The organism is Porticoccus sp. GXU_MW_L64 (genome assembly GCF_052983295.1).
In genome coordinates, this window is sequence record NZ_JBRKJK010000009.1 from 118311 (window position 1) to 138337 (window position 20027).

The 20027-nt window shown below is 55.8% G+C and carries 16 protein-coding genes and 1 pseudogene; 12 read left to right on the plus strand and 5 right to left on the minus strand.

Features of this window, described 5'->3' with window-relative positions:
- Positions 1-54: 54 nt before the first annotated feature.
- Both cmoA and cmoB read left to right on the plus strand, forming a co-directional pair.
- The gene (cmoA, locus tag ACVBEJ_RS09135) at positions 55-789 is read left to right on the plus strand and encodes a carboxy-S-adenosyl-L-methionine synthase CmoA (protein WP_447129323.1); all 735 of its coding nucleotides are present in this window, start codon (positions 55-57) and stop codon (positions 787-789) included.
- Positions 790-902: 113 nt separating this feature from the next.
- Positions 903-1874 (plus strand): tRNA 5-methoxyuridine(34)/uridine 5-oxyacetic acid(34) synthase CmoB, encoded by a 972-nt coding sequence (gene cmoB, locus ACVBEJ_RS09140; RefSeq protein WP_447129324.1) that lies wholly within the window; start codon positions 903-905, stop codon positions 1872-1874.
- A gap of 165 nt (positions 1875-2039) precedes the next feature.
- Here the strand turns inward: cmoB and nudK are convergent, their stop codons facing one another.
- Positions 2040-2618 carry a GDP-mannose pyrophosphatase NudK gene (gene nudK / locus ACVBEJ_RS09145; protein ID WP_447129325.1) on the minus strand — a complete coding sequence of 193 codons (579 nt, stop codon included), beginning with the start codon at positions 2616-2618 and terminating at the stop codon, positions 2040-2042.
- A gap of 177 nt (positions 2619-2795) precedes the next feature.
- Between nudK and ACVBEJ_RS09150 the strand changes: the two genes are divergently transcribed.
- A complete protein-coding gene (locus ACVBEJ_RS09150) occupies positions 2796-4298 on the plus strand; it encodes an aminotransferase class III-fold pyridoxal phosphate-dependent enzyme (protein WP_447129326.1) in 1503 nt (500 codons plus the stop codon).
- A 15-nt stretch (positions 4299-4313) separates the two neighbouring features.
- On the opposite strand, the gene ACVBEJ_RS09155 is transcribed toward ACVBEJ_RS09150, so the two are convergent.
- Entirely contained in the window at positions 4314-5933 is a 1620-nt protein-coding gene (locus ACVBEJ_RS09155; protein WP_447129327.1) for a solute:sodium symporter family transporter, read from the minus strand.
- Between the two features lie 242 nt (positions 5934-6175).
- On the opposite strand from ACVBEJ_RS09155, the gene ACVBEJ_RS09160 reads away from it, so the two are divergent.
- Entirely contained in the window at positions 6176-7018 is an 843-nt protein-coding gene (locus ACVBEJ_RS09160) for a MurR/RpiR family transcriptional regulator (RefSeq protein ID WP_447129328.1), read from the plus strand.
- A gap of 1 nt (position 7019) precedes the next feature.
- On the opposite strand, the gene iolB is transcribed toward ACVBEJ_RS09160, so the two are convergent.
- A complete protein-coding gene (gene iolB, locus ACVBEJ_RS09165; protein WP_447129329.1) occupies positions 7020-7823 on the minus strand; it encodes a 5-deoxy-glucuronate isomerase in 804 nt (267 codons plus the stop codon).
- 15 nt (positions 7824-7838) lie between these two features.
- Positions 7839-8831, minus strand: coding sequence for an inositol 2-dehydrogenase (gene iolG, locus ACVBEJ_RS09170; protein ID WP_447129330.1), 993 nt, complete (start codon positions 8829-8831; stop codon positions 7839-7841).
- Between the two features lie 132 nt (positions 8832-8963).
- On the opposite strand from iolG, the gene ACVBEJ_RS09175 reads away from it, so the two are divergent.
- The 8 genes from ACVBEJ_RS09175 to ACVBEJ_RS09210 all read left to right on the plus strand — a co-directional run bounded on the left by ACVBEJ_RS09175 (position 8964) and on the right by ACVBEJ_RS09210 (position 18720).
- Positions 8964-10901, plus strand: coding sequence for a bifunctional 5-dehydro-2-deoxygluconokinase/5-dehydro-2-deoxyphosphogluconate aldolase (locus ACVBEJ_RS09175; RefSeq protein ID WP_447129331.1), 1938 nt, complete (start codon positions 8964-8966; stop codon positions 10899-10901).
- Complete coding sequence (iolD, locus tag ACVBEJ_RS09180; protein WP_447129332.1) at positions 10898-12751, plus strand: 3D-(3,5/4)-trihydroxycyclohexane-1,2-dione acylhydrolase (decyclizing); 1854 nt, start codon at positions 10898-10900, stop codon at positions 12749-12751. The genes ACVBEJ_RS09175 and iolD overlap by 4 nt, the downstream gene beginning before the upstream one ends.
- A 180-nt stretch (positions 12752-12931) precedes the next feature.
- Positions 12932-13834: a myo-inosose-2 dehydratase gene (gene iolE, locus ACVBEJ_RS09185; protein ID WP_447129333.1), complete on the plus strand. Its 903-nt coding sequence runs from the start codon at positions 12932-12934 to the stop codon at positions 13832-13834.
- A 171-nt stretch (positions 13835-14005) separates the two neighbouring features.
- Positions 14006-15517, plus strand: a complete 1512-nt coding sequence (locus tag ACVBEJ_RS09190; RefSeq protein WP_447129334.1) for a CoA-acylating methylmalonate-semialdehyde dehydrogenase — start codon at positions 14006-14008, stop codon at positions 15515-15517.
- A 9-nt stretch (positions 15518-15526) separates the two neighbouring features.
- Positions 15527-16915 carry an MFS transporter gene (locus tag ACVBEJ_RS09195; protein WP_447129335.1) on the plus strand — a complete coding sequence of 463 codons (1389 nt, stop codon included), beginning with the start codon at positions 15527-15529 and terminating at the stop codon, positions 16913-16915.
- Position 16916: 1 nt separating this feature from the next.
- The gene (locus ACVBEJ_RS09200; RefSeq protein WP_447129336.1) at positions 16917-17405 is read left to right on the plus strand and encodes a hypothetical protein; all 489 of its coding nucleotides are present in this window, start codon (positions 16917-16919) and stop codon (positions 17403-17405) included.
- The gene (locus ACVBEJ_RS09205) at positions 17402-18202 is read left to right on the plus strand and encodes an inositol monophosphatase family protein (protein ID WP_447129337.1); all 801 of its coding nucleotides are present in this window, start codon (positions 17402-17404) and stop codon (positions 18200-18202) included. Before ACVBEJ_RS09200 ends, ACVBEJ_RS09205 begins: the two co-directional genes overlap by 4 nt.
- A gap of 53 nt (positions 18203-18255) precedes the next feature.
- Positions 18256-18720 (plus strand): VOC family protein, encoded by a 465-nt coding sequence (locus ACVBEJ_RS09210; RefSeq protein ID WP_447129338.1) that lies wholly within the window; start codon positions 18256-18258, stop codon positions 18718-18720.
- 222 nt (positions 18721-18942) lie between these two features.
- Here ACVBEJ_RS09210 and ACVBEJ_RS09215 read toward each other — a convergent pair.
- A pseudogene (locus ACVBEJ_RS09215) lies at positions 18943-19884 on the minus strand (ATP-binding protein).
- Positions 19885-20027 lie beyond the last annotated feature (143 nt).

The window sequence follows — 20027 nt, forward strand, 5'->3', positions numbered from 1 at the left end:
TGTTTAACGCTACAAAGAGATCCTTCGCTGCGCTCAGGATGACAAAAACGCAATATGACCGACGCAAAAACAGACAACGTATTCGCCAACCCCCTGGCGGAAATCGCCGGCTTCACATTTGATGATCGGGTAGCCAGTGTCTTCCCCGATATGATCAAGCGCTCGGTACCCGGCTACGAATCCATTATCGCCATGATCGGCACGTTGGCAGAGCGCTATGTGCAAGCCAACAGCCGCTGCTACGACCTGGGCTGTTCACTGGGGGCCGCCACCCTGTCCATGCGCCAGCGTATCAGCCAACCGGGATGCGAAGTTATTGCCGTGGACAATTCCCGGGCCATGATCGAGCGCTGCCAGCAACGGATCGACCGCGACCACGGCAGTGTGCCGGTCACACTGCAGCTGGGCAATATTCAGGATACTGTTATTGAAAACGCATCCATGGCCGTGCTGAATTTCACCCTGCAATTTATCCCCCTGGCAGACCGGGAGGCCATGCTGAAAAATATTGCCGAGGGACTGAAACCGGGGGGCATATTAGTGCTGTCGGAAAAACTGGTGTTCGACGACAGGCCCCACGACGAACTGATGATCCAACTGCACCACAACTTTAAAAAAGGCAACGGCTACAGCGACCTGGAAGTAAGCCAAAAACGCACCGCCCTGGAAAACGTACTGCTGCCGGAAACCCTGCAAAGCCATCGGCAACGATTAAAAAAAGTGGGGTTTTCCAGTGTCGACGTGTGGTTCCAGTGTTTTAATTTTGCGTCGATAATTGCCATAAAGTGACGCCGTAAAACAACCACCCTGCCGTAGGGTGGATTAGCGCAGCGTAATCCACCACGTGCATGGTTTTCGGCGGATTACGCTGCGCTAATCCGCCCTACACACCACAGCAAACTATGATTGACTACTCTCTCCTTCTGAACGCGATATCCCAAAGCAAGCTCAAACCCTGGGCGGAACTGCTGCCGCAACAAATTGAGCAGGGTTTAAGTGCATCCCGCTGGGGAGATTTACCCCAGTGGCAGGCAGCACTGAAACAACTGCCCGATATTGACCCCAGCGCCATTGAGCTGAAAACCGGAGTCACCATCGGTAGCCCTGAAGACTGCGACACCAACACCCGGAAGCAACTGCGCAATGCATTGATGGAATTGCACCCCTGGCGCAAAGGTCCATTTGAATTATTCGGCGTTCACATCGACACCGAATGGCGCAGCGACTGGAAATGGGACCGGGTACTGCCTCACCTGTCACCTCTGAAAAACCGCACCATACTGGATGTGGGCTGCGGCAACGGCTACCACTGTCTGCGCATGCTCGGCGAAGGCGCACAGCGGGTGATTGGTATAGACCCATCCCCCCGTTTCGTGCTGCAATTTTACGCCCTGAAAAAATACCTTGGCCCGATAGCCGCAGATATCCTGCCAGTGGGCATTGAACAGGTACCCGGCAACCTGCGCGCCTTCGATACCCTGTTTTCCATGGGCGTGTTCTACCATCGCCGCTCTCCCATGGATCATTTGCGCGAGCTTAAAGCCTGCCTGCGTTCCGGCGGCGAACTGGTACTGGAAACCCTGGTGGTGGAAGGTCCGAATGGCTACGTATTGGTACCCGAAGGCCGCTACGCGAAAATGCCCAATGTCTGGTTTTTGCCATCGCCGGACACACTGGTCAGCTGGCTGGGCAAATGCGGTTTTAAAAATGTGCGAGTGGTTGACCAGTGCCCAACCACCACCGAAGAACAGCGGCCTAGCGAATGGATGCGCTTTGAATCGTTACAGGATTTTCTCGACCCTGATGACCCGCAAAAAACCGTAGAAGGCCACCCCGCTCCACTGCGAGCCCTGTTTGTAGCCGAGGCGCCCTAGTAGATCTTCAATGTAATTTTGTCGAGTATACTGGCGCAGTGCCCACAGGCCTTTTCAGACACGCTGTAAATACATCCTTGTACGCTCGGTGGCCGCTATCCCTGCGGCCAACGGTCTAAAAAGGCCTGCGGACACTGCACCCAGCCAAGTTAACCTGCAGCATTACTAGCAAAGCCGAGAAAGTTGCGCATATTGCAGCAGCATAATGGTTTTGGCGTCTTTGATATCTCCACAGGTCACCATTGCGAGCGCCTCGGAAAATGTGACTTCCAGCACCTCAATATTTTCCTGTTCTTCCGCCAGGCCACCGCCATCGGACACCTTCATGGAGCCATCATACTCACCCACAAAAAAGTGAATAATTTCTGTCACCGCACCTGGTGACATATAGGCTTCAAAAATCTTTTCTACTTTGCCAACCCTGTAACCGGTCTCCTCCTCGGCCTCTTTTTTAATGCACACTTCCGCACTGTCGCCATCCAGTAACCCGGCGCATGCCTCGATCATCATGCCGTCAGCATTGCCGTTGATATAGGTCGGCAAACGAAATTGCCGGGTCAAAATAACCGTACTCTTTTCTCTGTTGTACAGCAGAATGGTGGCACCATTGCCACGATCGTAGGCTTCCCGTTCCTGGCAACCCCATTCGCCTTCAAAATTTTGATACTCAAATGAGTATTTGTTTAACAAATACCAGTTGTCTGATAACAGAGTCTTCTCAATATTTCGGATTTTTTTGTTCACACCAGCCTCACTATTCAACCCGTAGTTTGGTTTTGTCTCACTGATCACCTTACATATCAACCAAATATACCGACATATTGACCATTTTTTATATCAATTTGATTAATATGCCAATTCGTAGTGCTATTCCCGGACACTAGAATAGATGAAACCCCAGCCGCACGCCCGGATAGCCTGATGACCATGATCGAATCGTTTCCCGCTATTGACCGCCTCGCCCCCCTGCGCTGTTTTGCGGGAAAACGCCTTACCAGCGGGCTCAGTGACCAGAAAATACAAGCCTTTGCAACCCGCGATCCCAAATTGTTGCAAGCCATCGATGCAGCAGTGATATACGCCAACACCATTGCCGGGCAATACCCACAGTTAGTGGATTTGGACGAACAACAACAAATTGAACAGATTCAGCAAGGCTACCTGAATTTTTACAACAGCGATGCGGTTAATCCCTATGTTGCTGCCGCCGCCGCTGGCCCCTGGATTGTCACCCTGAAAGGGGCAGTGCTGTATGACACCGGCGGCTACGGCATGCTGGGTTCGGGGCATGCACCAGACGCCATTCTCAAGGCCATGAACCAGCCTCATGTGATGGCCAATATTATGACCCCCAACATCAGCCAGATGAAGCTGATCACTGCCCTGCGCCGGGAAGTGGGCCGCAACCGCGATCACGGCTGCCCATTCCACAGTTTCTTGTGTATGAATTCCGGCAGTGAGTCGGTCTCTGTTGCCGCCCGTATTTCCGACATCAATGCCAAATTAATGACCGAAGCTGGCGCCAGGCATGAAGGCAAACCCATTGTGCGCCTGGCCCTGAAGGGTGCCTTTCACGGCCGTACCGACCGCCCGGCCCAGTACTCGGATTCCAGCATGGCCGCCTATAAAAAGCACCTGGCCAGCTTCCAGCAGGGCAACAATCTGCTGACCATCGCCGCCAATGATTGCACAGCCCTGCAAGCCGCCTTTGAACATGCCGACACGGAAAACCTGTTTATCGAATCCATGTTCTTTGAGCCGGTTATGGGAGAAGGCAACCCCGGCCTGTCTATCACAGCGGAATTTTACACACTGGCTCGGCAGCTGACAGAGCAGCACGGCGCCCTGCTGCTGGCGGACTCCATTCAGGCGGGATTGCGCACCACCGGCAACCTGTCCATCACCGACTACCCCGGTTTTGAAAACCTGCCGGCACCGGATATGGAAACCTGGTCCAAAGCCATTAACGGCGGCCAGTATCCACTGTCGGTGCTGGCCCTGAGCGAAAAAGCCCACCACCTTTACCAGAAGGGTTTGTACGGCAACACCATGACCACCAACCCCCGCGCCATGGATGTAGCGGTAGCGGTGCTGGACAGTATGGATAACGACCTACGCACGAATATTGTCTCCGCTGGCAAGCGTCTGATGTCGAAATTCAAAGAATTGCAGAAAGAACTGAACGGCGCCATTACCGCCGTACAAGGCACAGGCCTGTTAATGAGCGTGGCATTAAGCGACGACTACAAATGCTACGGCGCCAACAGCACCGAGGAATATATGCGCACCCGTGGCGTCAACGTCATTCACGGCGGCACCAACTCCCTGCGCTTTACTCCCTGGTTTGCAATCAGTGACGTGGAAATTGACCTGCTGATCGAGGTAACCCGCGATGCACTACTGAACGGGCCACGTCAATGCTAACAAGACATATTGGCACTACTGAGCCAGAGCCAGATAGCAACCAATAGCCCCCAGGGAAACCAACACTGCTGCCAGTTTGCGATGCCGCCATGGGGTTAGCTCTACACTGGAGCTGCGAGGGTTGTATTGTTTTTGCGCCGGCTTGAAGCAGCTAATAGTCACCATCACTGCTACAGTCAATAAAAATACCAGCGCCAGAAAGTGCAGGAAGTGAATATCTTGCTCGGTACCCAGCAGACCTTTCACCACCTGCTGTACCTCATCGCCAAACGCGAACACCAGAACGTAAAACAGCAGCGGGCCACCGATCAGACCAACCTTTGCAGCCAAAGCCGAGGTGTTGCGGGTCATAAAACCCAGCAAAATAACCGCCAGCATGGGGCCAAAGAAGGTGGCATTGATTTTTTGCAGGTACTGATAGAGGCTGCCGCCGGTATCAATCATCGGCGCAACCAGCATGGCGCCTGTGGCAAGTACGATACTGACAATGCGCCCCGTGCGCACCAGCTGCCGGCCACTGGCCTCTTTGTTAAACAGGGCTTTGTAGATGCCATCGCTGAACAGCGTTGCCGAGCTATTAAGCACGCTGTTAAAGGTACTGAGCACCGCGCCCACCATCACCGCCGCAAAAAATCCCACCAGTGCCGGTGGCAGCACGGTTTTCACCAGCTCCGGGTAGGCCTGTAAATAATCCTGCGGCCCCAGGGTATCCTTGAACATATGGAAGGCAATAACCCCGGGCAGCACAATAATAAAAGGCCCCAACAGTTTGAACCCGGCGGCAATCAACACGCCCTTTTGCCCTTCTGCCAGATTCTTCGCCCCCAGCGCCCGTTGAATAATGGACTGATTGGTACACCAGAAAAAAATCTGGTTGACAATCATGCCGGTGAACAGCACACCAAAAGGCAGGAAGGAGCCCGGCTCGTCACCGGTAATATCAAATTTCTCTGGCTGGCCTTCGTAGACCTCGGTAATACCCTGCAAAGGGTCACCACCACCGATCATCACCAGGGCCAGAATCGGCACCAGCAGGCCAGCAATTAAAAAGCCCACACCGTTCACCGTATCGGAAATGGCCACCGCTTTCAGGCCGCCAAAAATGGCGTACAGCGACCCGAGGGAGCCCACACCCCAAACAATCAGCCAGCGCGCCTGGGTTTCACTGATACCGAGATTTCTTGATACATCAAACAGGCTTTCAATACCGGCGGCGCCAAACAGCAACACCACCGGCAGAATGGCAATCACATAAGAGAATAGAAAGATCAGGGTGGCAATCACCCGGGTTTGCGAATCGTAGCGATCCGCCAAAAATTGCGGAATGGTCACAAAACCGCTTTTCAGGTAACGGGGCAGAAAGTACAACGCGGTCAGCACCATCGCCAGGGCTGCGGTTGTCTCCCAGGCCATCACCGCAATGGTGTGGTTAAAGGCATCGCCATTGAGCCCAATCAGGTGTTCCGTAGACAGATTGGTCAACATCAACGAGCCGGCGATCACCCAGCCAGTCAAACTGCGGCCACCGAGAAAATAGGCGTCGCTGTCGATCATTTTGTCGTTGCGGGTTTTCCAGTAGCTGATCCCTGCTACAAGCAGCGTAAAACCAATAAATGAAACCAGTGTTAATACCATCTGCTTACCCCGTCACCATGATCTGTAACCTGTTTGCTCAATACACAAAGCTCACACGCAATCTATCACAAACGAAATATAAAAAACATAACATAAATAATTGGAATAATTTTTACAAAAAAATTAACACTGATATGTAACAATACCCACTCGCTCTGGCCCAATTGAAATAAACAACAACCCTTAGAATATTTTTTCCAGCCAGACTACAATGGCAGAAAGCTCACTAATGAAGCAGCCCCATGCCCAACACCACCAAACCCGCAACGGATTTTGAAACCCTGCGCCAGGAAATCAATGAACGCCACCTGGAGCTGAGCAAGCGCCTGCGCCAAATCGCCCAGTTCGCCCTGGAACACCCCACGGATATGGCTCTGGAAACAATTGCCGTTATCTCCGAGCGCGCCCAGGTGCAACCCTCGGCATTAATCCGTTTTGCCAAAGCCTTTGGCTACAGTGGTTTCAGTGAAATGCAGCGGGCATTCCAGTCGCGGGTGGTTGAACGCTCCGCCAACTACCGGGAACGGGTGCGAGCGGTAAGCAACACGGAGCTTTCTGACACAGACAGCGTAGAACACGCCCTGCTCAACCAGTTCTGCAAAGCCAATATTGTCGCCCTGGAAGAACTGCTGACAGAAACACCATCCGATAACATCACCAAAGCGGTGGATTTACTCGACAGCGCCAAAACCATCTACATCATGGGCCAGCGCCGCTCCTTCCCGGTTGCGGCTTACTTGGCCTACGCGTTAAACCATGCGGGCTGCAAGGCCGACCTGCTTGACGGTGTGGGGGGGATGCTGTTGGAAAGTGCCCATATGACACCGGACGATGTATTACTGGCTATTTCCTTCGCCTCTTACTCCCAGGAAACCTCCAACCTGGTGGCCAAAGCCTCTCAGAACGCCACTCCGGTAATTGCCATTACCGACAGCACACTCAGCCCCATCGCCAATGCAGCCAGAGTGTGCCTGTTGGCCCACGATGCAGAAGTGCACTCGTTCCGCTCCCTGTCTTCAGCCATGACTCTGGCGCAAAGCCTGGCGACTTCAGTTGCTTTTCGCAGCAAAGACAACGAACGTTGAGTTATTTCGCCAGCATCCACTCATGGTCCGGGTCGTTGTGAAATATCCACTCCCGCTTGGGCCCGGCCATTACGTTCAGGTAATAAAGGTCATAACCGTGGGGAGCGCCCACTGGGTGATAGCCTTCCGGCACCATCACCAGATCGTGATTTTCCACGCTCATGGTTTCGTCCAGTGAGCGATCATCGGTGTAGACCCGCTGAAAAGCAAAGCCCTGGGGTGGATTCAGGCGGTGGTAATAGGTTTCTTCCAGCTGCGTTTCTTCCGGCGCATTGTCGCTGTCGTGCTTGTGTGGCGGGTAGCTGGACCAGTTGCCACCGGGGGTAAACACCTCCACCACCAGCAGGCTTTCCGCCGCCATATTGCCAAACAGAATATTGCAGATACGGCGGGTATTGGTGCCCTCGCCGCGCACTTCCTTATGGCAGGCGTCCGGGGTGATTAACCGGGCCGGGTATTCGCCTGTGGCGGGCGCACGGCATACCGCCAGCTCCAGTTCGGTTTCGGCGGCAACCCTAAAATGGTCGCCCGGTGGCACATAGGCCGCATAGGGTGCCTGATCGTCAAATGGACTGCTGCGCTTACCGATGCTGTCCCAGTGCTCTTTCCCTGTTGTAACCGTGGCTTTGCCCGCCACCAGCACCAGACAGACTTCGCAGCCCAGAGTGTCCTGTTCCAACACCTGCCCCGCAGTCAGCTTGAAGGCTTCAAAACCCACATGGTCCCAATTGGCGGATTCCGGTGTGACCTGTTGAATACGGCCCTGCTCATCCGGTGTGCGGGCTTTGGATAAAAGATGTGACATAAGAAATTCCCAAAATTAGAGTTTCACTGCTCGACCGCTCTCCAACGAGGCGAGTGCCGCTTCTGCTAATACCAGTGCCTGCAAACCATCATCGGCACCAGCTCGCGGCTGAGCCTGGTCGCGAATGCAAGCGACGAAGTTGTCCAGTTCAAGTCGATAGGCGTCGGCATAGCGTTCCAAAAAGAAGTGTTGTGGCTTTTCAGCCAATGAACCTTCAGCGCCTGTAACCACCAGATTGGATTCCAGATTGTTATTGGCCTGCACCATGCCCTCGGAACCAAAGGCTTCGATACGCTGATCGTAACCGTAAACCGCGCGACGACTGTTGCTGATCTGGCACAGTTGCCCCGCCGCGGTTTTCAATGTCACCACGGCGGTATCCACATCGCCCGCCTTGCCGATGGCCGGGTCTACCTGGCAGCTGGCGGCGGCAAATACCTCTACCGGTTCCTCTCCCAACAGCCAGCGGGCCATATCAAAATCGTGAATCATCATGTCTCTGAACAGACCACCGGATACGCCGATATAATCCAACGGCGGCGGCTCCGGATCACGGCTGGTAATGGCCAGCGTTTCCAGCTTGCCGATGGTGCCGTTTTCAATGGCTTCTTTTAGCTGCGCAAACTGCGGGTCAAAGCGGCGGTTAAAACCAATGGCGCAGAGCACCCCCGCTGCCTCAACGGTTGTCAGGCAGTCACGTACCCGTTGAATATCCAGGTCGATGGGCTTTTCACAGAAAATGGCCTTGCCAGCGCGGGCGGCGCGTTCGATCAAATCCGCATGGGTATCGGTGGAGCTGGCAATAATCACCCCGTGCACATCCGGGTCTGCCAATGCCTCATCCACTTCGCCAACCTGCGCGCCCAAGCGCTGTGCCAAGGCAGTTGCCGCCGGTTGATAAAGGTCCACCACATAGCGGATCGATACATCCGGGTGGCGCTCGGCACAACCGGCATGAATCTGGCCAATACGCCCGGCACCAAACAGGCAGAGGTTAATTGTCGTCATAAAGTTTGTCCTGGACACATCAATTTCAGAAAATTTTATTTTATATTTATAAAAAATGGAATATAATTTTCACTCAGATTACAAATATCCTTAATGCAAGGATAATATGCAGACAGGGGAACTGCGATCGTTATGGAACAAAAATCATTGGATCTTATCTGCCTTGGCCGGGTCGCCGTCGACCTCTACGGCCAGCAAATCGGCAGCCGCCTGGAAGATATGGGCAGCTTTGCCAAATACCTGGGCGGCTCCTCCGGCAATATCGCTGCGGGCACCGCTCGCCTGGGTCTGAAGTCCGCCATGTTGAGCCGGGTAGGTGACGAGCATATGGGGCGTTTCCTGCGCGAAGAACTGAATCGCGCCGGGGTGGATACCAGCCATCTGGTCACCGACCCGGAGCGCCTCACCGGCTTGGTGGTTCTGGGTATAAAGGACAGCGACACCTTCCCGCTGATTTTTTACCGCAATGACTGCGCAGACATGGCCATCAGCAGCGACGATTTTGACCCGTCCTTTATTGGCTCGGCCAAAGCACTGCTGATTACCGGCACCCACTTCTCCACCGAGCAGACCTACGAAACCAGTACCACCGCCATATCTTACGCCCGTGCCGCGGGCACAGAAGTGATTCTCGACATCGACTACCGGCCGGTACTCTGGGGTTTGACCGGCCTGGGTGAAGGGGAAAACCGCTTTGTTTCCTCTGAACAAGTCAGCAAACACATTCAGAGCATTTTGCCCCAGTGCGATCTGATTGTCGGCACCGAAGAAGAATTCCATATCGCCGGCGGCAGCACCGACACCATCACCGCACTGAAGCGCGTTCGCGAACTCACCAGCGCCACCCTGGTACTCAAACTCGGTGCCCTGGGCTGCACTGTGCTGGGGGGTGACATTCCCTCCAGCGCCGATCACTTTATTTGTCATCAAGGCGTGCGTGTGGATGTGCTCAACGTACTGGGCGCAGGCGATGCCTTTATGAGTGGTTTTTTGCGCGGCTGGCTGCGCGGCGAAAGCCACGAACAATGCTGCGCCTACGCCAACGCCTGCGGCGCACTGGTGGTATCCCGCCACGGCTGTTATCCGGCCATTCCCTCCGAGGAGGAACTGGACTACTACCTGGCCCACGCCCAGGATATTCCGCGCCCGGATCAGGACGTGCACCTCAATTACCTGCACCGGGTCACCACCCGCAGCCAGCGGGACTGGAACGACCTGATTATTCTGGCCTTTGACCACCGCAAGCAGTTTTACGACATGGCCACTGAAGCCGGTGCCGACCCTGCCCGCATTCCGCAACTGAAGCAATTGATTCTCAGCGCCGCGCAGCAGGCTCAAGGCAGTATCGATGGCCAAAGTCAGCCCGGCGTACTGATCGACGACACCTACGGCCAGGACGCCCTCAACCAGCTCACCGGCCAAAACTGGTGGATTGGCCGCCCGGTGGAACAGCCCTCCTCGCGCCCGCTGGAACTGGAAGGCGGCCGCAATATCAGTGCCCGCCTGCAAAGCTGGCCGCTGGAGCATGTGGTCAAATGTCTGGTGTTCTACCACCCCCAGGACGACACCGAGCTGCGACTCAGTCAGGAGCGGCAGGTGGAAGAGCTCTACCGCGCCTGTCAGGTCAGCGGTCACGAATTCCTGCTGGAAGTTATCCCCCCGGCAGATATGCCCCGGGACGACAACACCGTTATCGACGCCATGACGCGCTTTTACAACCTGGGCATTTACCCGGACTGGTGGAAACTGCCCTCCCCCAGTCGCAATGCCTGGCAGCGGATGAGCGACCTGATCAACGAGCGCGCGCCCCATTGTCGCGGCGTGCTGCTACTGGGTCTGGACGCCCCGGAAGCAGAACTCAAAGCCGGTTTTGACGCCAGCGCCGGTTTTGCCATTTGCAAAGGCTTCGCCGTTGGCCGCACGATTTTTGTCGAGCCATCGCGCTCCTGGATGGCCGGTGATATAAACGACCAGCAATTGATCGACCAGGTCAAAAACAACTACCTGCGTCTGGTACAACACTGGCACCAGCGCAAAGCCCCCTCTGCCTGTGAGGTTCAAGCTCCATGACTACCGAACGCCTTACCGCCGCTCAAGCCCTGGTGCGCTTTCTCAGCGCCCAACAGGTTGATATTGATGGCGATGTCCTGCCGCTGTTTGGCGGCGTATTCGCCATCTTCGGCCACGGCAATGTCGCCGGCCTCGGCGAAGCCCTGCACAGCGCCCGGGATCAGTTGCCCACTTACCGAGGCCACAACGAACAGGGTATGGCCCACGCCGCCATCGCCTACGCCAAGGCGCACAACCGCCAGCGCATGATGGCCTGCACCAGTTCCATCGGCCCCGGTGCCACCAATATGGTCACCGCCGCAGCGCTGGCCCACGTCAATCGCCTGCCGGTGCTGTTTCTGCCCGGGGATACTTTTGCCAACCGCACCCCGGACCCGGTACTGCAACAGGTGGAAGACTTTGGCGACCCCACCATCAGCGCCAATGACTGTTTTCGCCCGGTGAGCCGTTACTTCGACCGTATCACTCGCCCGGAACAATTAATTACCAGCCTGCCAGCGGCCATGGCGGTACTTACCGACCCCGCCAACTGTGGCCCGGCAACGCTGGCTTTTTGTCAGGACGTGCAGGCCGAGGCCTACGACTTCCCGGCCAGTTTGTTTGCCCCAAAAGTGCACCGTTTACGCCGTCAGGGACCAGACGCCCGTGAATTTGAGGCCGCTCTCGATGCCATCAAAAATGCCCGCAAGCCGCTGTTGATCGCCGGCGGCGGCGTGCACTACAGCGGCGCTGTCAAGGCGCTGAAATCACTGGTAGAAGCCACTGGCATTCCGGTAGCGGAAACCCAGGCGGGCAAAGGCGCACTGCCCTGGAATCACCCCAATTACGTGGGCGCCATCGGTGTAACTGGCAGTGAAGTTGCCAATCAGCTTGCCCAGCAAGCGGATGTGGTAATTGCGGTGGGCACCCGCTTGCAGGATTTCACCACCGCGTCACGCACACTGTTTTCCGACAGTATTTTGATTCAGATAAATGTCGCCCCATTCGATGCCCACAAACACAACGCCCTGCCCTTGGTCAGTGACGCCAACATCGCTTTGCGACAGCTGCAAAACACCCTGGGTGACTGGCAGGCCAGCAGCGACTGGCAACAGCGTGGCAATGACGGTATTGCCCGCTGGAATGCCTATTACGACCAGGTCACCGCCGCTACAGATCAACCGCAAACCCAAACCGGCCTGCCCTCCGATGCTCAGGTGCTGGGGGCCGTCAAGCGCGCCAGCAACCCGCAGGATGTGGTGGTCTGTGCCGCCGGTGGCCTGCCGGGTGAACTGCACAAACTGTGGCGCAGTGAGCAACCCGGCAGCTATCACCTGGAATACGGCTTTTCCTGCATGGGTTACGAAATCGCTGGCGGTCTGGGGGTAAAAATGGCCCAGCCGCAGCGCGAGGTCTACGTGGTGGTGGGCGATGGCTCCTACATGATGCTCAATTCGGAACTGGCCACTTCGGTGATGCTGGGCCACAAAATCATTGTGGTGGTATTGGACAACCGTGGCTTCGGCTGTATCAACCGCCTGCAAAACGCCACCGGCAACGAATCGTTTAATAACCTGTTGGACGACTGCGAATCCATCGCCGAGGGCGCTCCGAAACTGGACTTTGCCGCCCACGCTGCTGCCATGGGTGTGCAGGCAGAGCGGGTGGAATCTCTGGCTGAGCTAGAAGCCTCCCTTGAGCGAGCCAAAGCCGCCGACCGCTCCTATGTGATCAGCCTGGACACCGACCCTTTTGCCACCTCCGAAGGTGGTCACTGGTGGGATGTGGCGGTACCGGAAGTTTCGGACAATCGCACGGTGCAAGAGCGCTATGGCGAGTATCAGCAGGCCAAGCGTAAACAACCTTATTAGAAGCAGATGAAAATGTTCGTAGGCCGTAGGAGCCGATCTGTTTTCCAGACCGTCTGCGGCATGGATGCCGCAGCCGAGCTTACAGGGAAGTATTCACAGCGTGTCTGGAAAACAGATCGGCTCCTGCGGCCAGCACAACACCCGAAAAATTAGCCCTCTACTGAAAATTTAAAGAAAACAATGAGCGTAAAAATCGGCATTAACCCACTCACCTGGACCAACGACGACCTGCCCGCACTGGGGGCAGAAACGCCGTTGGAACAGTGTTTGCGCGAAGGCCGTGAAGCGGGCTTCAGCGGTTTTGAGCTGGGCAACAAATTCCCCCGCGAGCCGGATGTGCTCGGCCCCATACTGGCGGAGCATCAACTGGCACTGGTATCCGGCTGGTTCAGCGGCATGCTGCAAACCCGTTCCGTGGAGCAGGAACTGGCCGCCCTGCAGCCCCACCTGGATTTACTCAAGGCCATGCACTGCAAGGTGCTGGTGTACTGCGATGTCAGCGGCAGTATTCAGGGGGAGCGGCAAGTGCCCCTGTCCCGTCGCCCGGTTTTAGCTGAACAAGCCTGGCCCGCCTTTGGCGAGGCGTTGAGTCTGGTAGCTGACGCCTGTCTTGAACAAGGCATTCGCCTGGCCTACCACCACCATATGGGCACCCTGGTGCAATCCGAAGCGGATATTGACGCACTGATGGCCCACACCCGCGACAGCGTTGGCCTGTTGCTGGACAGCGGTCATCTGACCTACGCCGGTTGCGACCCGCTGGCCATACAACAACGCCACGCAGCGCGCATCTGCCATGTGCATTGCAAAGACGTGCGCGCAAGCGTGCTCAAAGACGCCATCAATCGCGACCTGAGTTTTCTGGATGCGGTGCTCAATGGGGTATTTACCGTGCCGGGGGATGGCGGTGTCGATTACCCGCGATTATTCCGGCAACTGAAAAAGTCTGATTATCACGGCTGGCTGGTGGTAGAAGCGGAGCAGGACCCGACCATCGCCCACCCACTGACCTGCGCCAAGCTCGGAGCAAACAACCTGAAAAAGCTGTGCCTGGATGCCGGTTTTGAAATCGTCGACGGATAACACCCGCCTAACGAGGCCGGCCAAATTTATGAAGAAGGTGATGCCCGCCCTTTCCAGACCGTTGTCAGCAGGGATGCTGACAACGAGCCTACATGGACGTATGCACGGCGTGTCTGGAAAGGACGGGCATCACCTTCCTCCAACCCAATAAATAGTAAACGAGAACTCATCATGCAAACCCACGGCAACACTCTAGGCAACTACATCAACGGCCAGCACACCGCCAGCAACAGCGGCCATTACAGTCCGGTATTCAACCCGGCCAGCGGCCAGCAACAAGCGCAAGTGTGCCTGTCCAGCGCCGACGAAACCCGTCAGGCCATCGCTGCGGCACAGGCCGCCTTCCCAGCCTGGCGCGCCACCACACCTCTGAACCGCGCCCGGGTGATGTTCCGCTTTAAAGCATTGATTGAAGAACATCGCGATGAGCTGGCAGAACTGATTACCGCCGAGCACGGCAAAGTGTTGTCTGACGCCAACGGCGAAGTCACCCGTGGCCTGGAAGTGGTGGAATTCGCTTGCGGCATTCCCCATCTGCAAAAAGGCGAGCATTCCCTGAACGTGGGCCGTGGCGTGGACAGCTTCTCACTCATGCAACCCCTCGGCGTATGCGCCGGTATCAGCCCCTTTAACTTCCCGGCCATGGTACCCATGTGGATGTTCCCGGTGGCGCTGGCCTGCGGCAACACCTTTGTGATGAAGCCCTCGGAAAAAGACCCTTCGGCCTGCCTGCGTCTGGCGGAACTGCTGACCGAAGCTGGCTTGCCCGATGGCGTATTTAACGTGGTCAACGGCGACAAAACCGCTGTGGATGTACTGCTTACTGATCCGCAGGTTCAGGCGGTCAGCTTTGTTGGCTCCACCCCCATCGCCGAGTACATCTACAGCACCGCCAGCGCCCACGGCAAGCGTGTACAGGCATTGGGCGGCGCCAAAAACCATATGCTGGTGATGCCGGATGCCGACCCTGGCCAGGTGGTCAATTCCCTGATGGGAGCCGCCTACGGATCTGCCGGTGAACGCTGCATGGCCATCTCTGTGGCCGTGTGTGTGGGCGATGCGGTAGCCGACCGTTTGATCGACGACCTGCAAAAAGAAATCGACACCATGCGCACCGGCCCCGGCACTGCCCAGCCGGAGCCGCACATGGGGCCATTGATCAGCCGCGAGCACGCCGACAAGGTGCGCGCCTACATCGACTCCGGCGTGGAACAGGGCGCCGAGCTGTTAGTGGATGGCCGCGACTTTGTTTGCGCTGGTAACGAGCAGGGCTACTTCGTTGGCCCCACCCTGTTCGATCAGGTCAAGCCTGGTATGCGTATCTATGACGAAGAAATATTCGGCCCTGTGCTCTGTGTGGTACGTGTAGACAGCTACCAGCAAGCCGTTGAGCTGATCAATCAGCATGAATACGGCAACGGCACCGCCATTTTCACCCGGGATGGTGACGCAGCACGGCAGTTCTGCGAGGAAATTCAGGTGGGCATGGTAGGTGTCAATGTTCCCATTCCGGTGCCCATGGCCTTCCACAGCTTTGGTGGCTGGAAGCGTTCCCTGTTCGGCCCACTGCATATGCATGGTCCCGATGGCGTGCGCTTTTATACCCGCATGAAAACCGTCACCGCCCGCTGGCCCAAAGGACAGCGCGAGGGGGCAGAGTTTTCCATGCCAACTATGGAATAAGAAACCACCATGCGAGCGCTATTTAACACACTGAAATCCGGCCCCGAACGGCCACTGCTGGAAAACCCGGCAGAGATCGACCGGCTGTACGCTTACCACCGCCGCAACATCATCGTCATCATTACCCTGTGTTACGGCCTGGGGTACGTCTGCCGCCTGGCCCTGAATGTGGTGAAAAAACCGTTGATGGACGCGGGGGTTTTTACTCCCGAAGAAGTGGGACTGATCGGCTCCACCCTGCTCTACGGCTACGCCTTCAGCAAGTTCACCAACGGCTTTTTGGCGGACCACGCCAATGTGCGCCTGTTTTTCGCCATCGGCATTTTGCTGTCGGCGGTGATGAACTTCGGCATGGGATTGTCGGAAGTGGTTTGGCTGTCGGCGCTGCTGTGGCTGCTCAACGGCTGGTTCCAGGGTTTTGGCGCGCCGTCCAGTGCGGTGGCTTTGGCCAGTTGGTACAGCAACCACGAGCGTGGCCGTTACTACGGCATCTGGAGCACCGCTCACTCCATCGGCGAAGGACTCACCTATCTGGGTGTTGCCTTTCTGATCGCCGCTGCCCCCAAAGGGTTGGGACTGTCCTGGCAATGGGGCTTCTGGACACCGGCATTGATCTGCGTATTCGCCGCTTTTTTGTTGTGGAAATACCTGCAGGACCGCCCCCACACCTTGGGGCTGCCCAATATCGCCGACTGGAAGCAGGACCACGGCGCACCGGTCAGTGAGGAAGTTGCCAAAGAGAGTACCTGGCGCACTCAGCTGCGGGTACTGGCCATTCCCTCCATCTGGGTTCTCGCTCTGGCCAGTTGCAGCATGTACGTGACGCGCTACGCCATCAACAGTTGGGGGAATGTGTATTTGCAGGAAATTCGCGGTTTTGACCTGTTCGACGCCAATCTGTTTATCTTCTTTAACACCGCCGCCGGCATTCTCGGCTGTGTCGCTTACGGCTACGCCTCGGACAAACTGTTTGACGCCCGCCGCCCGCCCACCAACCTGTTATTCGGGTTATTGGAACTCACCGCCCTGTTCGCCATTTTCTTCGGCCCCAACGACCCGCTGCTGCTGGCGGTGGCGCTGGTGGTCTACGGCTTTGGCCTCAGCGGTATTCTGGCTTCCCTCGGTGGCCTGTTTGCCATCGACATCGCGCCGAAAAAAGTGGCCGGTGCGGCCATGGGCTTTATCGGCATTTTCAGCTATCTGGGCGCAGCCACCCAGGATTATTTAAGCGGCAAACTGATTTACGACAGCGAAATTATTTTCAGCTTTGCCACCGGCAGCCAGAACCTGAATGTGTATTTCTACGACTACAGCCAGCCGATTATGCTGTGGGTGGGCGCCTCTGTGGTTTCCATGATACTGGCCGCCAGCCTGTGGCGCGTAAAGGCGAGGGATTAAGATGAAACGGGCACTTTTAATATCGCTAATTTTGCTGTTGACCGGCTGCGGCCAAAAGGATGCCGGAGACACCCTGTGCGACAACTACGCGGCCCACTACGCAGAATACCGCGAGCGCATTCCCCTGCTGACGGTTGACTACCAAAGCAACGGCCAATTAACCGCTAGGTTGGAAATACCTGCCGCCCCGGAAACCGCCCAGGCTGTTCTTGAACAAGCGGATAACCTGTTTGCACTCAACGGCGAAAACGACCAGAACCGCTGTCGCTTGACCGGGCAGAGCGTGAAAAACAGGGGCAACCGCTTGACCGGCGAATACCGGTTTCAATGCCCGGCAGACAGTCAGCTAAAGGGGTTCAAAACCCTGTTACTGGATAAAGTCAACGAACTGGACGAACTGGAAGCCCGCATCAACACCCCAGCCGCCAGCAAGCGCTTTGTCATTCATCGCCAGTGCAGCAAGCCCCTATTTCAACTGGGAACACCATGAGCAACGATCAACTGCAACAAAAATACGCCTTCGCCCAACAGCTCGCCCAGGAAGCCGGAACCCTGGCACTGGGTTATTTCCGGGACCTTTCGTCCCTGACCCTGCAAAGCAAGGGTGTACAGGACATGGCCACAGAAGCAGACATCAACACCGAAAAACTCATTCGCCAACGCCTCGCACAAGCCTACCCGGAGGACGGTTTTTTTGGCGAGGAAACCGGTGCCGAATTAAGCCAGGATGACGCTCAAGGCATCTGGGTAGTGGACCCCATCGACGGCACTCATCCCTTTGTCAGCGGCATGGCGCTGTGGTGTATCTCCATCGCCTATGTGCAAAACGACCGGGTGGAATTGGGCGTCATCTACGACCCCAACCAGGACGAGCTGTTTACGGCCTGTCGCGGTCAGGGGACTTTTCTCAACGGCCAGCCCATACAACCCAGCAAATCACAGGGCATCAACGACGGACTCACCGGCATCGGTTTTTCCAACCGCGTTCCCCACCAGCAGGTACTGGATTTCCTGACCCACTTTCTGCAACGGGGCGGCGCCTACCACCGCCTCGGCAGCGGCGCACTAAGCATCGCCTACGTCGCCTGTGGTCGTCTGATCGGCTATGTGGAACAGCATATGAATGCCTGGGATTGTCTGGCCGGGCTGCTACTGGTCAGCGAAGCAGGAGGACAGTGCGAAGATTTCCCCTGCGACCGTCAGAGCCTGCCTCTGGGCCAGCGGGTGGTGGCGGCTGCGCCTGGGGTCTATCAGCAATTGTTGCAAACGCTTGGCCAGAATAACTAAACTTTTTGATGCCCTTCGAATCTACCTATGCCTAGCTAACAAAGGAATCCGAGATGTCACGCCTTCTTACACTTATTTACTTTTTGTTTTTTTCCTTATCCATTCAGGCGGAGTCAGTTACCGGCGTCACTCAGGTTGATCACGTAGGTCTTGCCGTGAAAGATCTGGAAGCCACCAAAAACCTCTTTACCCAGGTGCTGGGCTTTAAGGTTGGCGGCCATAACCCGGATTACCCCTCTTATTCACTGTCCAACGGTCACGCCAAAATCACCCTCTGGCGGGTCACCGACCCTGCCACCGCCACGCCCTTTAATCGCAAAACCAATGTCGGTTTGCATCACCTGGCACTCAGCGTTGAAAGCGAGGAACAGTTACACGCACTCTATAAAAAGGTGAAAGCCTTTCCAGGCGTGCGTATCGACTTTGCGCCGGAGCTGTTTTATGGCGGGCCCAGCAAGCATATGATGTTTTTTGAACCCAGCGGTAACCGCATCGAACTGCTACACCGAACAAAATAGTAATGGGCACTTTCAAGTGCATAATCTCGTTGTCGCTAGTATGGCTGATCAACGCCCTGCGCCAGTAAGGCGGGAATCATTCTTTAAACACGCCTTCTGTCGCAAAAGCTGCCAGCGGTACAGCTTCGACTTGCTCAGCCAGTTTAAAGCGCTTGGAGCCCGGGTAAACAATCGCCACAGAATGTAAAGGCAAATCGTCAAGCGCACTCCGTATGGAAGGTGTCATTTTAGGTGTATCTGTGCGCTTACATTCAACACCCAGAAGATGACCATTTTTTGGAATACCAGATCAATCTCAGCCCCTTGATGGGTCGCCCAATAGTACGGTTCTTCAACCCGCTCAGCCGCAATAACTTCTTCAAGAACATAGCCTTCCCATGAAGCACCCAACTTTGGATGGGTTAACAAACCGCTTTCGTTGGCGATGCCCAACAACTGATGCAGCAGTCCACTGTCGCGCACATAGACCTTGGGCGACTTGACCTGCCGTTTGCGGATATTGGCATGTCAGGGTTTAAGTTGGCGCACCATAAAGGCATCACTCAACAAATCGAGATAGCGGCGCACCGTCGATTCACCAACTCCCATAGCCCTGGCAAACTCGGCACCATTCCAGGTCTGACCGTGATAATGCGCCAGCATTTTCCAAAAACGCCACAGTAAAGTAGCTGCCACTCGCACACCCCACATGGGAAAATCGCGCTGCAATAAGGTTTCGATAAACCCCTTACGCCAAGCCAAGCTGTTGTTTTCACTGGTTGCCAAATAGGATAAAGGGAAGCCGCCGCGCAACCAGTGCACCGGCATACGCTGCTCGCCCAACTCGGTCAACTCAAAACCGCGCAATAAAATAGTTTCACTACGACCTGCCAGCGATTCAGCCGATTGCCGCAGTAAATCACCAGACGCGCTGCCCAAAATCAAGAATTGCCCATTGAACGAATTTCGGTCTGTCAGAACCCGAAGCACCGGAAACAAGTCAGGTCGCAACTGCACTTCATCAATCACAATTAACCCGGTGAGCATGCTCAAGGCGGTAATCGGTTCTTCCAGCCGAGCGAGGCTAAGGGGATCTTCAAGATCAAAATAATTGGCTGAATCTTCGGCCAAAAAATGACGCGCCAGAGTGGTTTTACCACATTGCCGTGGCCCCGCCAGAACCACTATTTAGCTGCAGGAAAGCGCTTGCTGAATGGTATTTTGCCAGGATTTTCGCTCAATCATTGCCCAATATCACCATGAAATTCCACCAACAGATGATGTATTTTCATGGTACTAAACCGACAACCTTATAGGTTTCGTTTAAT

Excerpts from the sequence above, each read along its gene's own strand:
- cmoA (WP_447129323.1), top strand. The coding sequence starts at position 55 with ATGACCGACGCAAAAACAGACAACGTATTCGCCAACCCCCTGGCGGAA.
- cmoB (WP_447129324.1), top strand. The coding sequence starts at position 903 with ATGATTGACTACTCTCTCCTTCTGAACGCGATATCCCAAAGCAAGCTC.
- ACVBEJ_RS09150 (WP_447129326.1), top strand. The coding sequence starts at position 2,796 with ATGACCATGATCGAATCGTTTCCCGCTATTGACCGCCTCGCCCCCCTG.
- ACVBEJ_RS09155 (WP_447129327.1), bottom strand. The coding sequence starts at position 5,933 with ATGGTATTAACACTGGTTTCATTTATTGGTTTTACGCTGCTTGTAGCA.
- ACVBEJ_RS09160 (WP_447129328.1), top strand. The coding sequence starts at position 6,176 with ATGCCCAACACCACCAAACCCGCAACGGATTTTGAAACCCTGCGCCAG.
- iolB (WP_447129329.1), bottom strand. The coding sequence starts at position 7,823 with ATGTCACATCTTTTATCCAAAGCCCGCACACCGGATGAGCAGGGCCGT.
- iolG (WP_447129330.1), bottom strand. The coding sequence starts at position 8,831 with ATGACGACAATTAACCTCTGCCTGTTTGGTGCCGGGCGTATTGGCCAG.
- ACVBEJ_RS09175 (WP_447129331.1), top strand. The coding sequence starts at position 8,964 with ATGGAACAAAAATCATTGGATCTTATCTGCCTTGGCCGGGTCGCCGTC.
- iolD (WP_447129332.1), top strand. The coding sequence starts at position 10,898 with ATGACTACCGAACGCCTTACCGCCGCTCAAGCCCTGGTGCGCTTTCTC.
- iolE (WP_447129333.1), top strand. The coding sequence starts at position 12,932 with ATGAGCGTAAAAATCGGCATTAACCCACTCACCTGGACCAACGACGAC.
- ACVBEJ_RS09190 (WP_447129334.1), top strand. The coding sequence starts at position 14,006 with ATGCAAACCCACGGCAACACTCTAGGCAACTACATCAACGGCCAGCAC.
- ACVBEJ_RS09195 (WP_447129335.1), top strand. The coding sequence starts at position 15,527 with ATGCGAGCGCTATTTAACACACTGAAATCCGGCCCCGAACGGCCACTG.
- ACVBEJ_RS09200 (WP_447129336.1), top strand. The coding sequence starts at position 16,917 with ATGAAACGGGCACTTTTAATATCGCTAATTTTGCTGTTGACCGGCTGC.
- ACVBEJ_RS09205 (WP_447129337.1), top strand. The coding sequence starts at position 17,402 with ATGAGCAACGATCAACTGCAACAAAAATACGCCTTCGCCCAACAGCTC.
- ACVBEJ_RS09210 (WP_447129338.1), top strand. The coding sequence starts at position 18,256 with ATGTCACGCCTTCTTACACTTATTTACTTTTTGTTTTTTTCCTTATCC.